This window comes from Lysinibacillus sp. F12, assembly GCF_057773605.1.
The window spans coordinates 737,076-751,870 of sequence record NZ_JBYMLP010000003.1 but is presented as its reverse complement, the minus strand read 5'-3'; the positions used below and the strand labels follow the sequence as shown (position 1 = coordinate 751,870).

At 37.2% G+C, this 14,795-nt stretch carries 10 protein-coding genes, 1 pseudogene and 1 other annotated feature; of the genes and pseudogenes, 9 read left to right on the top strand and 2 right to left on the bottom strand.

The genetic code is table 11. From position 1 onward, the window contains the following. The first annotated feature begins 273 nt into the window (after positions 1-273). The gene (locus AC3CH7_RS17625; protein WP_325881509.1) at positions 274-834 is read left to right on the top strand and encodes a hypothetical protein; all 561 of its coding nucleotides are present in this window, start codon (positions 274-276) and stop codon (positions 832-834) included. 1,326 nt (positions 835-2,160) lie between these two features. On the opposite strand, the gene AC3CH7_RS17620 is transcribed toward AC3CH7_RS17625, so the two are convergent. Next, entirely contained in the window at positions 2,161-2,610 is a 450-nt protein-coding gene (locus AC3CH7_RS17620) for a hypothetical protein (RefSeq protein WP_488381682.1), read from the bottom strand. Positions 2,611-2,872: 262 nt separating this feature from the next. Between AC3CH7_RS17620 and AC3CH7_RS17615 the strand changes: the two genes are divergently transcribed. The 3 genes from AC3CH7_RS17615 (at position 2,873) to AC3CH7_RS17605 (ending at position 8,369) form a co-directional block, all read left to right on the top strand. Then, positions 2,873-3,037, top strand: a complete 165-nt coding sequence (locus AC3CH7_RS17615; protein WP_180276611.1) for a hypothetical protein — start codon at positions 2,873-2,875, stop codon at positions 3,035-3,037. Between the two features lie 885 nt (positions 3,038-3,922). Then, positions 3,923-6,628: an aconitate hydratase AcnA gene (gene acnA, locus AC3CH7_RS17610; protein ID WP_099805897.1), complete on the top strand. Its 2,706-nt coding sequence runs from the start codon at positions 3,923-3,925 to the stop codon at positions 6,626-6,628. 280 nt (positions 6,629-6,908) lie between these two features. Next, on the top strand, positions 6,909-8,369 hold the full coding sequence (locus AC3CH7_RS17605) for an S-layer homology domain-containing protein (RefSeq protein WP_036163764.1): 1,461 nt from the start codon (positions 6,909-6,911) through the stop codon (positions 8,367-8,369). A gap of 57 nt (positions 8,370-8,426) precedes the next feature. Here the strand turns inward: AC3CH7_RS17605 and AC3CH7_RS17600 are convergent, their stop codons facing one another. Further along, a complete protein-coding gene (locus tag AC3CH7_RS17600) occupies positions 8,427-9,011 on the bottom strand; it encodes a DJ-1/PfpI family protein (RefSeq protein WP_325881504.1) in 585 nt (194 codons plus the stop codon). A gap of 138 nt (positions 9,012-9,149) precedes the next feature. On the opposite strand from AC3CH7_RS17600, the gene AC3CH7_RS17595 reads away from it, so the two are divergent. The 5 genes and pseudogenes from AC3CH7_RS17595 to ileS all read left to right on the top strand — a co-directional run bounded on the left by AC3CH7_RS17595 (position 9,150) and on the right by ileS (position 14,779). After that, on the top strand, positions 9,150-9,596 hold the full coding sequence (locus AC3CH7_RS17595; protein WP_031416066.1) for an Lrp/AsnC family transcriptional regulator: 447 nt from the start codon (positions 9,150-9,152) through the stop codon (positions 9,594-9,596). A 237-nt stretch (positions 9,597-9,833) separates the two neighbouring features. After that, positions 9,834-10,493 (top strand): hypothetical protein, encoded by a 660-nt coding sequence (locus AC3CH7_RS17590; RefSeq protein WP_036163761.1) that lies wholly within the window; start codon positions 9,834-9,836, stop codon positions 10,491-10,493. Further along, positions 10,490-10,729, top strand: a complete 240-nt coding sequence (locus AC3CH7_RS17585) for a hypothetical protein (RefSeq protein ID WP_227256849.1) — start codon at positions 10,490-10,492, stop codon at positions 10,727-10,729. The genes AC3CH7_RS17590 and AC3CH7_RS17585 overlap by 4 nt, the downstream gene beginning before the upstream one ends. Then, positions 10,666-11,147: pseudogene (locus AC3CH7_RS17580) on the top strand (DUF2785 domain-containing protein). The gene AC3CH7_RS17585 and the pseudogene AC3CH7_RS17580 overlap by 64 nt, the downstream one beginning before the upstream one ends. Before the next feature lie 243 nt (positions 11,148-11,390). Next, positions 11,391-11,627 (top strand) — a binding site (T-box leader). A gap of 59 nt (positions 11,628-11,686) precedes the next feature. Further along, on the top strand, positions 11,687-14,779 hold the full coding sequence (gene ileS / locus AC3CH7_RS17575; protein WP_488381681.1) for an isoleucine--tRNA ligase: 3,093 nt from the start codon (positions 11,687-11,689) through the stop codon (positions 14,777-14,779). The last annotated feature ends 16 nt before the right edge of the window (positions 14,780-14,795 follow it).

Below are 14,795 nucleotides of genomic sequence, written 5' to 3'. Positions count from 1 at the left end.
TGGACTATAAGGAAGGTAGAGTGAAGAATTATAAATAGAAATATTACTAAGAGTTGCTTTTACTACAGAAGCATACGTTGAACCATATACATTGTTATTTTCAATCGTGACAATATAATCCTATAGAACGAAAAGTAGAATGATTTATCCACTTCCATATACACTTACTAGCAATTGATAAAAAGTATTTACTATATTAATAAATATTTTTTAAAAATTGTTATAGTGAAATCCCTTCACATTCTGTATATTTGTGTAGGAGGAGGAGATTTAATGGCAAGAAAATGGATGTTACCATTACTTTTATTAGTAAGTGTTCTGATGGTTGCGTGTAGTCAGGATCAAGAAAAAGAGAGCAATAAGGGTGGGGAAGTAGAAGTAACCATTCCAGCTTTATTTTTCGAGGGACAGGATATTGATTCTGTTATTTCAAAGGCGAAAAATAGTGGAATTAAGGAAGTCATTAAGAATGATGATGGTTCTTTAACGTATAAAATGTCTAAACCTGAGCACGAAGAAATGATGAAAGGCTTAAAAGAAGGTATTTTAGCAAGTGTAGATGAAATTAAAGCTAGTCAAGATTACAAATCTGTTAAAGATATTACTTATAATAAATCCTTTTCAGAATTCACACTTACTGTAAACAAGAAAGAGTTCGACGGTAGTCTTGATACAATGGCCTCAGTTGGACTTGCTTTAACAGGTATGTACTATCAATTATTTAATGGTGCAGACGTTGAAGATTATAAAGTCACAGTAATTTATAAAGATGCATCTAGCGGAGAAGTATTTAATACCATTGTTTATCCAGATGATGTAAATAAGAAGAAGTAATAAAAAGAAAACCTACATAGGTATATAGGAACGCTGTTGCCAAAAGTCGTTGAGACGTCCATTCTCGATGACTTTTGGCATTTTTTCTCTTTTATAGCCAGAATTTAATGAAAAGATTAATCAAAGACATGCCGACCGTTTATATTGGATGTTTTATCCTTACTAAAACATAAGTTTTTTGGACAATCCCTTAGAAAATCAGTATGGCTAAAAAACTATTCTAAAAGAAATTCTAAAATATGCTCTAAGTTGGTTGAGCTGCAGAAGGTTGTTGAGGCTGATGAAATGATACATGCAGAAGTTTCAGAGGACATATGATGTTATAGATGTCTTGCTTAAGAGAAAATAATGATTGAACCATTGTATCCCACAAGGTCCTTCTGCCTAATTGGACAGGCAAAGGGAAACGTTGATTATTTTTCCTTTCGGGGTTTTCTAAGGTACGAAAAGGACATAACAGAAAGTCCTATAAAAAAGAATAGTATCGCAACATATTTATTTGGAATAAGTGAATTGTAATCGAGGGAACCTGTTAATCTTCCCATTCCACTTGAAATTAAGAGGGCAGCTAAAATAAATATGATATGTTTAATTATAGAATACTGTGTTTTCATAGCATATATACTCCTAATATTTGGGTCATTAACTTATAAAGGATAACATAATTGGGTAATGTTTGAAAATGTAGATTTATTCATGTAGTGCATAATATAAATACTGAATATTTCAACATAGAAAGTAGTGGCAAACGGCGAATAGGAAGCACTTGCACCTTTTTATACAGGTAACGTAAAAATGGATGTAACAGTATTTTTACTTGTTTGGTTTGTTCTTCACTTTGCATAAAATTGTGTATATTTCTTAACGTTGTAAATCCATATAAATCTGATGGAAACCCCATGTTTGCGGGAAATATGATAAATCCATGCAATTTATTAGGAAAAGTAAATTAGTTTAAACTAGTTTACTTTTTTGAATCAGAATTACTAAGGGGCATCTTAGCTGCGTGAAAAGAGCCAAGTACAACGTAGGATTAAGAGTGTACTTCCATACACTCGAAAAGCACTTCGCACTTGGGTTGGAACGGTTTACAGGGGGCTTAGAATGGTATATATGACAAAGTAGAACTATATGGAGAACGAAATAATGGGATATCGTTATAAAAAGATAAAAATTCTGTTAAATGGGTAGCCATACTATTGCCCTTCTTAATAGACATAAAATTCCGATTTTTGAAGTTAGGGAGTATTTACATCAAAAAAGGGGACAGTTAACCGTCCCTCTTTTGATGTAAATACTTATTCACTTCTTCCCAATGAAAAACTCTTACTCAATGACTATATCAATAGTTTGTTTAATTATTTCAACATTTTCAGCAGAGAATTTGACAACTAATTCATATTTTCCTGGAGTTAGTTTTTTTGTATCTACTGCTATCGGATACTCTAGTGCTTCATTAGGCTTTAATGTTATTTTATCGCCTATATTTCGTTTAGGAATATCATATATCAATGATTCAGGCAGGATATTTTCCTTGCTTCCTTCTGTTCTTTGTAACGAGAGACTTATATCATTTATTTTACTAAATATAATTGTAATTGGTTCTGTTTCAGCAGATGTAACTGAAAAATTAAATTTATTTATTGGAGTATTTTCAGATTCAAGTTTGAGTTCTCCAATTAAATGTAATTTTTTTTCTTGGTCATCATTATTAAATAATAAATATGAAATCAATACTACGACAATTAATACTAAAAACAAAATTATTTTTTTCAATTTAACCACCTCATTTAGGTATTTTTGTCTATATACTTTACGTTTTCATTATACCGTAATTTGATATTAATTCTAAATATGGAAGAATAATGGCATAAATTAAAAAATTTGCATTTAACTTTTCGGATTATTTTTATTTGTTACTCTCGGTACAAGTAATGCTTTTGCGTCAGAAGGTTTAACACAAGAAGAAGAAATTCTATTAAATGAAGTAGGGTTAGAAAATGAAGATTTAGAAATATTACCTTTGGAACAACTTAGAATGTTTATAGCAGAAGGTGCAGAAGTTGTATTAGAAGAGTCTGAAATAGTAACTTTTAATGAAATCCCTACTTTTGAAGAAGGGAGAATTACTACATTTGGAAGTATTAGTGAAAGTAAACTTAAAATCACTGGTAAAGCAGTGAAATTATCTAATAATCATTAAATTGGTAAAATCCAATAATAGTTATATAGAAAATTTAGAGTTTTAAAAAGCACCTATACGCAAATATTTATACATGTGTTGTAGCGTCACAAAAAAAAGCTAATAGAAGTTAATAAAGAGGTAGCCGTCTTACTTCTAATAATGAGCTAATTGAAACTAATAGTCTGCAAAACCTAGAGGTCTTGAACGCCATTGTCCTGTTTGAAAACGAGTTTCATGTGTTAAAAAAGATGATTCAAGAGCGCCTGCAGTTTATGGTTGGTTACTGATTGGGTTATTTTTATTTGCGGTATAGATATCAATGTATCAATTGACAGCTTCGTTATAATCAACATAAAAGTGGTTATCACGTGAAAATCGTCCACTTCCATTTGGTTCAGTCAAATAGGTTGCTATAGCAGGTGAAGATAATAAAATTGTATCGATATTGTGGGATGTTGTCAGTACATAAAAAAATGTCACAGGATGTGGCAAAGAAATAATATTAACTTTTAACTTTAAGCACTTTAAATTTTTTCTTCTATATTATATAAAATAGTACTGTCCAAACTTTTTTTACATTTTCATTTTACTAACTGGGGTACCTTTTTTTAAAAAAACTACGAGTACCCCAGCAAGTGCTCCACAAAGTACCCCAGTTAAATACATTTAAATACACTTATTTAAATAGTATAGAATCCCTCATAAATACAAACCCTTTTTATTATGTACATCAAAAATTAAAAGCATCAGGATAGAAACCAAGGTCATAAGTAATGCTTATCAAAAAAGATAATATTAATGTAATTTACTTATGAATATAAATACGTTATCATGGGTATTGGAGAAAAGATGCTACACTTTTATAAAGCCTTTTCAAAAAGATATATTTAGGGGGATCCGCAAATGGCACAAGGTAATTTACACAACAGCCGTGCATCATTCGAAGTGAATGGTAAAACTTACAATTACTATGACTTAGCTGCGATTGAAAAAGCTGGCGTTGCAAAAGTTTCAAACCTTCCTTACTCAATTAAAGTATTATTAGAATCTGTTTTACGTCAATATGATGCATATGTAATTAAAGAAGAGCACGTAAACGAATTAGCAAAATGGGGCAATGGTGCTGATCCAGAAGCAGAAGTACCATTCAAACCTTCTCGCGTTGTATTACAAGACTTTACTGGTGTACCAGTAGTTGTTGACCTTGCATCTCTTCGTTCAGCAATGAAGGAAATGGGCGGCGACCCAAGCAAAATCAACCCTGCTATTCCAGTTGACCTTGTAATTGACCACTCAGTACAAGTTGACAAATATGGTAATGCATCTGCATTACAAGCAAATATGGACCTAGAATTTGAACGTAATGCTGAGCGTTATAACTTCTTAAAATGGGCTCAAACTGCTTACAATAACTTCCGTGCTGTACCACCAGCAACAGGTATCGTTCACCAAGTAAACTTAGAGTACTTAGCTCCAGTTGTACACGTAAACGAAAATGCTGATGGCACATTCGAAACATTCCCAGATTCAGTAGTAGGTACTGACTCTCATACAACAATGATTAACGGTATCGGCGTTCTTGGATGGGGCGTAGGCGGTATCGAAGCTGAAGCAGGTATGCTTGGTCAGCCTTCATACTTCCCAATCCCAGAAGTTATCGGTGTTAAATTAGTGGGCGATCTTCCAAACGGAACTACTGCTACTGACTTAGCATTAAAAGTAACACAAGTATTACGTCAACGTGGCGTAGTTGGTAAATTCGTTGAGTTCTTCGGACCTGGCGTATCTAAATTACCACTAGCTGACCGTGCGACAATCTCAAACATGGCTCCTGAATATGGTGCTACATGTGGTTACTTCGCAATTGACGAAGAATCATTAAACTACATGCGTTTAACAGGTCGTGACGAAGAGCACATCGCGGTTGTTGAAGCTTACTTAAAAGCAAACCACATGTTCTTCGATCCATCTTTAGAGCCAGTTTACACTGACGTGTTAGAAGTAAACTTAGCTGATATCGAACCAAACCTTTCTGGTCCTAAACGTCCACAAGACTTAATTCCACTATCTCAAATGCGTTCTCGTTACAAAGAAGCAGTAGTGGCACCACAAGGTACACAAGGTTTCGGTTTAACTGAAGACGAATTCGCAAAAACTTCTGTAGCTAAATTTGCTGAAGGCGATGTAGAAATTCCAACAGGTGCTGTTGCAATTGCTGCGATCACTTCTTGTACAAATACATCTAATCCATATGTATTAATTGCTGCTGGCTTAGTTGCGAAAAAAGCTGTAGAAAAAGGTCTTACAGTACCTAAATGGGTAAAAACTTCTTTAGCACCAGGTTCTAAAGTTGTAACTGGTTACCTTGAAGATTCAGGTTTACAAACATACCTTGACCAAATCGGCTTCAACACTGTAGGTTACGGCTGTACAACATGTATCGGTAACTCAGGTCCATTATTACCAGAAATCGAAGATGCTATTAAAGCAAAAGACTTATTCGTAACATCTGTTCTTTCTGGTAACCGTAACTTCGAAGGTCGTGTACACCCACTTGTAAAAGCTAACTACTTAGCTTCTCCACCACTTGTTGTTGCTTATGCACTTGCTGGTACAGTGGATATCGATCTACAAAAAGATTCATTTGGTAAAGACAAAGATGGTAACGAAGTATTCTTCGCTGATATCTGGCCTTCAACTGAAGAAGTAAACGCAGTATTAGGTACTGTTGTTAACCGTGAGCTATTCCAAAAAGAATACGAAACTGTATTCACAGCAAACGAAAAATGGAATGCAATTGAAACATCAACTGAGTCTCTATACACATTTGATGATAAATCAACTTACATTCAAAACCCACCATTCTTCCAAGGTCTTGCGAAAGAACCAGAAGCTATTAAAGGCTTAGACGGTTTACGCATTATGGCGAAGTTCGGTGACTCAATCACAACTGACCATATTTCTCCAGCTGGTGCAATCGGTAAAGATACACCTGCAGGTAAATATTTAATTGAAAACGGTGTTGCAATCCGTGACTTCAACTCTTATGGTTCTCGTCGTGGTAACCACGAAGTAATGATGCGTGGTACATTTGCAAACATCCGTATCCGTAACCAAGTTGCTCCAGGTACAGAAGGTGGTTTCACTACTTACTGGCCAACAGGTGAAGTAGAGTACATCTATGACGCATGTATGAAATACCAAGAGCAAGGTACTGGCTTAGTCGTACTTGCTGGTAACGACTACGGTATGGGTTCTTCTCGTGACTGGGCTGCGAAAGGTACATTCCTACTTGGCGTGAAAACTGTTATCGCACAATCTTACGAGCGTATCCACCGTTCTAACTTAGTAATGATGGGTGTTCTTCCACTTCAATTCATGCCAGGTGAATCTGCTGAAACATTAGGCTTAACTGGTAAGGAAGAAATCTCTGTAAACATTACTGATAACGTGAAACCACGTGAAATCTTAACAGTAACTGCTAAATCTGAAGACGGCACAGTTAAAACTTTCCAAGCTTTAGCTCGTTTCGACTCAGAAGTAGAAGTAGACTACTACCGTCATGGTGGTATCCTACAAATGGTTCTACGCGCAAAAGCTGCTGAGTAATCATGACATTAGAAAGCCGATCTCTTAGGAGGTCGGCTTTTTTGTTTGCTCATGAAATCCTTATGAAGTCATGGAGAGAAAATGAGAGAACAGCCAAAGTGATGGATAAAACGAGAAAGTGACGGATAGCGAGGCAGAAGTGACGGATAAAGCCCTAATGTGACAAAGAGGAAAAATCAAGAAGCTCGAATATTTCCAAATACATAGCATTTTCCCAAATGTTTATATAAAATTAAAGGGTAAGCCTTTAAATTTTTACATAAATGGGGGAAGATTTATCATGACAAAGAAAAATAAAAAGTTTTTTACGGCGGCAACTACGGCAGTGGCCTTGACGGCTGTAGCAGTTGTACCTGCATCGGCAGCTAGTCCATTTTCAGATGTGAGCGAAGATTATGCACATTTTAAAAGTATATCTACATTACATGCAGCAGATATAATTAATGGATTTCCTGATGGAACCTTTAAGCCAACATTGGACGTAACACGCGGACAAGCAGTGAAGATGATTGCAGGGGCTTTCGATCTTACAACAACGGATGTTGAAAATCCGAATTTCAAGGATGTCGATTCAACTAGTCCATACTATAAGGCGATTGTTACATTGGTTAATTTAGGTATTGTAAATGGCTATGAGGATGATACTTTCAGACCTGATGAGACGATTACGCGTGGACAGATGGCGGTTATGGTGGCACAGGCAACAGGCTTAACAGCAGAAGGAAAAAGTCCATTTACGGATGTACCTCAAACTAGTCCATTTGCAGATGCTGTAACGGCATTGCATGAAGCAGGAATTGCGAAGGGCGTGACGGCAACAGAATTCGGGGTGGATAAAAATGTAACGCGTGGTCAGTTAGCAACATTTATTGTTAACGCCTTAGGCTTAGAACAGCCTTCAACTGGGGAAGATAAGGAGCCGGTAACGGAAGAAAAGCCTGAAGTAAACGATCAAGCATTGCTAGAAGAAGTGTTTACTAAGGCTTTAGCTAAGCAAAAAGAGGTAAAAAGCATGAAGGCTTCTATGACGATTTCACAGTCTGTAGAAGCAAACGATGGTAAGGAAACCATGAAAATGGATTCTAAAGGCAATATGAAGATGGAGATTGTTACAGAGCCGATGCAATTCTTTGCAGATGGTACCATGTCACTAACAGATCCAACTAGTGGTGAAGCGATTAATTTACCCATTAAAATGTATATGACAGCTAAAGATGGTATGTATATGTATGAGGCAGACCAGAAGGCTTGGGTAAAATTCCCGAAACAATTATTTGACGACGTTCTAAGTCAAACAGGCATGCAGCCAGATGCAGCGGAGCAATTAGAGATGCTTCAATCCTTTGCTGAGGATTTCACTTTAAAGGAAACAGCGAATCGTTATGAATTAACCTTGAAAGGTGCTGGTGATAAATTTACAGAGTTGGTGAAGCAGCAAATTGGTGCCATGGATTTAGGTATGGATGCTGATTTAGATAGCCAATTAGGCAATATGTCTTTTGATAGCCTCACATACAAATTGGTGATTAATAAAAAAACATTTGATGTAGAAGAAATTGCTATGGATATGACATTAGGTATGAAAGTAGAAGGCAATTCCATTAAAACAAAACAGCAAATGACGATCAAATATCATGATTTCAATGCTGTGACGACTATTACCATTCCAAAAGATGTGTTAGACAATGCGAAGGAAATCGATTTAAGCACAACTGAAACAGTACCACCAGTAAGCAAATAAACGTGAATCAAAAAGTAGGCTACGCCAAATATATGGTGTAGCCTACTTTTTTATCAATTAACGAAAGCCCATTAAGTCTTTTACTCTTGCTGTATTTGAGGTAGATGTCAGTGTTTCCAGTAAACGAAAGGCTACATCAAAGCCTGTTCCTGGATTGGAGGAAGTAATAATATGGTCTGTTTGTACAATTCGCTCGTTGACAACTGTCGCCCCAAAGCTTGCTAGCTGCGCTAATCGTTTACTAGTTGGATGATTGTAGGTTGTCGCCTGACGATTGTGGAGAATACCGCTATGTCCTAATATTAAGGAAGCCACACATATCGTTGCTATTGGTTTTTGCTGATCGTCAAAATGTCGAACAACCCTTTGAAATTCCTCGCTAAAGGCATCCTCATAAAATCCCGCTTCCTCAAAGCCACCTGGAATAGCCAAGGCATCAAAGTCGGCTAAATCAATTTCATGCAGCAATTTTTCAGGAGTGACCTTAAAATTCCATGTGCATTGAAGCTGTGTATGTAATCCTACCGTGACAACCTCTGTTGTTCCATCACCCTCCCATTTATTCCAACCTAGTACATCTGTAAAAACACTTGCTTCCACAGCCTCGAAGCCATTTGCTAAAAGTAACATTATTTTTTTCATTTGTTCTGCCTCCTTTATGCTTTTATTGTAATTAAAGAAGCTAATCGTTAACAGAAGCTATATAATGTAATTTAGATAAATCTCCTTATTAAAACAGGAATTATATAAATAAAAGTTAATTAAGAAAGGTGATTAATGGTGGATCAAATTGATATTCACATTTTACAGCAGTTACAGCAGAATGCTAAAATTTCGATGAAAGAATTAGCCGCTACTGTTCATTTATCTTCTCCGGCTGTAATAGAACGCGTCAAAAAGCTCGAGGAACAAGGTGTGATTGAAGGGTATCACACTAAAGTAAACATCAAAAAAATGGACCGAACGATTCAAGCGATTATTTTATTTAAATCCATCGATTGTAAAAGTCTATCTGCTTTTTGTAATAGCCACCCGGATGTACTCGAATGTTATCGCGTAGCAGGGGAGATTAGCTATATTGTCAAGCTAGCAACCTATTCTGTAGAAACATTAGAGCAATTTATTGATGCGACCATGCCCTATGGTACACCCTCTACTAATATCGTGTTATCTGCAAACGAAAAAATGGTGATTACACCTTTTACGGATCTTAACGATAATATGTAGGCTCAGGCGACTTCTGCAAAGCTTCCCTTTAGTAATGTCTTAAAAATGGTGATGGAGTGGAAGTGCCATATTACGAGACGAATGGCAAATCAGTATGAATGTGCACATCGACCAACATGTTCAATAACTAAGTCTGTTTCAAATGGCAGGCTTTTTTTTGTTTGTATCCAACCTTTTAATCTTTTCTGGTTTCAGTTACAATAGTTGTAATATTTTTCTAATTAAAGAGGTGGTCAGTTGATATTCGCTCTATTGGATAATGGGACTGCTTTTTTCCTAAGCCTGCCACTCCTACTCATTTATTTAAAAAGTAGGTCCCGGGATGAGTCCACTTGGCGCTGGTCGATGTCATTATGGATTGTTAATTACTTAGGCATTCGATATTTTGTCTCGTTTGGAGATGTGTTTTGGGTAGTCCTATGTTGGCAGTTACTATTTTTGTGGCCTATAAGTATTGCTATGTATATCCATTTATTTAACAAAGAAAAGAATTGGGCATTTTACATAGGTTTGAAGAAGAAGCATGTACTTCTTGTAGCGTCCTTCATGGTTCTATTCGGTGGTACTCTAGTTTATTCACTATTTCAGGCAAATGAGCAGGTAATTGCTTTTCACCGGCAGGTAATGGAAGAAATTGAGTCTAATCCGGATCGTCAAGAATATTTAATGTATCATACAATTGCACCTTCTACACTTCTTGGTGTAACCGATGATATAGCTGAGGTTCGTAGAGGGCAAATATATGCTTCCACCTTACCCTGGCGTAGCAGGGTAATTGTGCACACGGATGATTGGCAAAAGGAATTTACATATGTCCGTTTTAATAATGGTTGGAAGTTAGAGGGGCTCTACCGGGAGAACATAACCATAAGGAATAAAGGGGAGTTTGACAATTGATACAGGATATATTGATGGCAGGTGATTTAAAAGATAAGCTAAGCACAATAAAACAGCGTCAAACAACATGGGAACAAGTGAATCAAGAACAGCTATTACAGTCCATGCTAGCCCATATCGGCTCGACCGATAGTGAGCTAAGAGATACCTATATTTATAGTGGCTTCTATGAATGGATACTCGAAAAAAATTTGTTAGATATCGTTATAGGACAGACCTCTGGCATTACTGCTTGAACCATTTATTATGGAAAGATATTGAGGAAGTGGCATCAGATGGGGTCTTTACTCGTTCCTTTACACCTTTATTGGTTGCATTTATTTTAGCAAGAGATTTAGAGGATGATTTTTTAACGCAGGACAGGATAGACGAAGGTCAAACAAAATTACTGGCTTATGTAAAAGAAGAAATGGATGGAAGGGCTTTGTACCTGGCAAGGGATGGGCGCATAGTGTAGCACATGTATCAGGTGCGATCGATGAACTTGTGAAAAATCCTAAAATAAAGAAAACTGCCTATGTTGATATGTTACATGCATTAGGGTCCATTTATTTACAGCCTCAATATATCTTTATTCATGATGAGGATGAAAGGCTGTTAGTACGCATTTTTGCGATGTTGGAGCGAGGCTTAGCACAAAATGAGGTAGTCTGATCATTCCAGTAAATTCCATCAATCCTATCCACATTAAAAGATTAAGTGGACGAAGAGTATTTTTATCATGTAAGGTTTAATAGTAAAACATTGCTAAAGAGCTTTTTTATTCAAACGAATCACCAAGCTCAGTATGCAACCTTGCATCAAAGCATTATCACTTGTCTAAATGAGATTAATTAAGATTGTCCACCGTTGACAGACAATTGGTAAATCTGATAAGATGAGTGACAATAAAAGCATACAAATTCGTTGATGAGAAAAAGTAATGTTTCATTATGTTCTACAGAGAGCCGACATTTGGTGGAAGTCGGTGTGCAGGTGTTACATGAAAATCCTCTCTGAGAAGGTTGGCTGAAAACAGTAAGCTAACCCGGGTGTCTACCGTTAAAAAGAACACGTATGATAGTACGTTGCTGAGTGCTATTGACTGGCGTCAATAGAATTAGGGTGGTATTCGCGGTTAACCCCGTCCCTTTCTTGGGACGGGGTTTTTTGTATGCCTTTTATACAAAATAGAATTGTATAGGAGGAATTAAATGCAAACAGAACAAAAGAAAGAAACGACGCTTGAACGAGAAACACGGATACGGACATTGTGGGAGCAAGAGGGAACATTTTTAGCCTCTGTCACAAATCGAGCTGGACAGCAGCCCTTTGTATTTTATGAGGGACCACCGACAGCAAATGGTTTACCACATGTTGGGCATGCCTTTGGAAGAACGATTAAAGATGTAGTGGCCCGCTATAAAACAATGCAAGGTTTTTTTGTTGAACGAAAAGCAGGCTGGGATACACATGGTTTACCTGTAGAACTAGGAGTAGAAAAAGCCTTAGGTATCTCAGGGAAGCAGGAGATTGAGAAGTATGGAGTGGAGCGCTTTATTCAAGCGTGTAAAAATAGTGTTTTTACCTATGAACAGAAATGGCGTTCCTTTACAGAACAGCTTGGCTATTGGCTTGATATGGATGATCCCTATCTCACATTAAGCAATGATTATATAGAATCGGTGTGGCATATTTTAAGTCATGTTCATAAGGAACAGCTTTTATATAAAGGGCATCGTGTTTCACCATATTGCCCGAGTTGTCAAACATCCTTAAGCTCACATGAGGTAGCTCAGGGCTATAAGGATGTGAAAGATTTATCTGTCACAGCTATGTTTAAGCTTGCTGATTGTGATGAATATTTCTTAGGCTGGACCACAACACCATGGACATTACCCGCCAATGTAGCGTTGGCGATGAACCCATCTTTACAATATGTACGGGTAAAGCAAGGGGATCAGGTATTTATTTTAGCCAAATCTTTGGTTTCTAAGGTTTTCACTGAAGCTGTGGAAATTTTAAGTGAGCATACTGGGCAGGAATTTGCTGGTGTGTCTTATCAGCCACCATTTTCATATGTAACGGTTCATCAAGGTCATGTTGTCGTGATGGCTGATTATGTCACGGAGAATAGCGGTACAGGGATTGTGCATATTGCTCCAGCATATGGGGAGGACGATTATAAAACGGTTCAACAGCATGGCTTGTCCTTTGTCAATGTAGTGGATCTGAAAGGCTGTTACACAGAAGAGGTGCCAGAGCTTGTCGGACGATTTGTAAAAGATTGTGATGTGGACATTATAAAAATGCTTGCGAAAAAGGAGCTCTTATTTAGTAAAGAAAAATATGAGCATAGCTACCCGCATTGCTGGCGCTGTGATTCTCCATTATTGTACTATGCAACGGATAGCTGGTTTATCAAAATGACCGCTTTAAAAGAGCAATTATTACAAAACAATCAGCAAGTGACTTGGTATCCTAGTCATATTAAGGATGGGCGATTTGGCAACTTCCTCGAAAATATAGTGGATTGGAATATAAGCCGCAACCGCTATTGGGGTACGCCGTTGAATGTCTGGATTTGTCAGAATTGCGGTCATGAGGAGGCTCCTCATAGTATCACAGCGTTAGAAAAATTAGCCAAGGGAGCTGTCGATCAGCAAATAGAGCTTCATAAACCGTTTATTGATGAAATTGTTTGTACTTGTCCTACATGTCAAGGAGATATGACGCGGACACCAGAGGTAATGGATGTATGGTTTGACAGCGGCTCAATGCCATTTGCACAGCAACATTATCCATTTGAAGATGTCAAGGCTTTTCACAATCAGTTTCCAGCAGATGTTGTGATTGAGGGAATCGACCAAACACGTGGTTTTTTCTATAGCTTATTAGCGGTTTCGACGTTATTTACTGGAAAGCCTGCTTATAAACAGGTGTTATCGTTAGGGCATGTGTTGGATGAACATGGACAAAAGATGTCAAAAAGTAAAGGCAATGCATTAGAGCCTGTAGAGTTAATGGACCAATATGGGGCAGATGCATTACGTTGGGCATTTTTAGTTGATAGCTCTCCTTGGAATCCAAAGCGTTTTTCCAAAAAGATTGTGGTGGATGCCAAATCAAAGCTAGTGGATACATTGGATAATACATTTAAATTTTATCAGCTCTATGCCAACATTGATGGATTTACGTATGATGCTACAAATACTGGTACACGAACACCTTTAGATCAGTGGATATTGTCACGATTGCATCACACAATTCAGCTTGTGACGGCAGCTATGGATGAATTTCAATTTACGTATGCTACAAGAGAAATCGCACAATTAATGGAAGAACTAAGCAATTGGTACATTCGTCGATCACGTGCAAGATTTTGGGCACATGGGCTGACAGCGGATAAACGAGGTGCATTTAGTACCCTTTATGAGGTTTTAACGAACATTTGCCGATTACTTGCACCATTTACGCCCTTTATCACCGAAGATATTTACCGACAATTAACAGGCAAGAGTGTGCATGTAGAAGACTACCCAATCTACGAAGAAAAGCTTGTGAATCCTCAGCTGGAACAAGAAATGTCTACGGTTTTAACGGTTGTAGAGCTGGGTAGGAGTATACGTAATAGTCAAGGAATGAAGGTCAAACAGCCTTTAAGTGAGCTTATTGTTGAGGTGTCTGGAGAGCTGACTGGCTATCAAGCTTATAGCCAGTTAATACAAGAGGAATTAAACATTAAGGCTTGCATATGGACGCATGATTTTTCAGCTTATGAAAGTGTCCAATATAGGCTTAATTTTAAAACAGCTGGTACTGCTTTTGGTTCACAGGTCAATCAAGTAAAATCGTATATGATGACGTTAACGGATGAAGAGAAAGAACAGCTACAGCAAAATGGGGAAGTGCCCATCATAGTGGAAGAGCAACAGCTAACATTATTATCAAGTCATGTCATAGCTGAAGCGATTGTGAAAGACGACTATATTTTAGCTGAAGATAGCAAATGCCGTGTATTGATGAATGTTCAATTAACCGAGAGTTTGCTACAAGAGGGACAAATACGAGAATTAATTCGGTTCATCCAAGATTCTCGTAAAAAGTGGCAGCTGCCTGTTGAACAATATATATCCATCGCCTTTTGCGGTAGTGAAGAGCTACTTTCCGTCATTCAACAGCATGAAGCGTTATTACAAGCCAATGTACTAGTCAAATCCATACATTATGGCGAAGAATGGACAGAAGTGAGATCGGCAGAAACAGAGCTATTTGATGAAAAGCTCACTGTTTATATCTCCTTATAAAAGAAATGCTCAGGAT

What these genes read in the sequence shown, in the direction of transcription:
- AC3CH7_RS17615 (WP_180276611.1), top strand. Translation starts at nt 2,873, where the DNA reads ATGTTTATAGCAGAAGGTGCAGAAGTTGTATTAGAAGAGTCTGAAATA.
- AC3CH7_RS17600 (WP_325881504.1), bottom strand. Translation starts at nt 9,011, where the DNA reads ATGAAAAAAATAATGTTACTTTTAGCAAATGGCTTCGAGGCTGTGGAA.
- ileS (WP_488381681.1), top strand. Translation starts at nt 11,687, where the DNA reads ATGCAAACAGAACAAAAGAAAGAAACGACGCTTGAACGAGAAACACGG.
- AC3CH7_RS17625 (WP_325881509.1), top strand. Translation starts at nt 274, where the DNA reads ATGGCAAGAAAATGGATGTTACCATTACTTTTATTAGTAAGTGTTCTG.
- acnA (WP_099805897.1), top strand. Translation starts at nt 3,923, where the DNA reads ATGGCACAAGGTAATTTACACAACAGCCGTGCATCATTCGAAGTGAAT.
- AC3CH7_RS17605 (WP_036163764.1), top strand. Translation starts at nt 6,909, where the DNA reads ATGACAAAGAAAAATAAAAAGTTTTTTACGGCGGCAACTACGGCAGTG.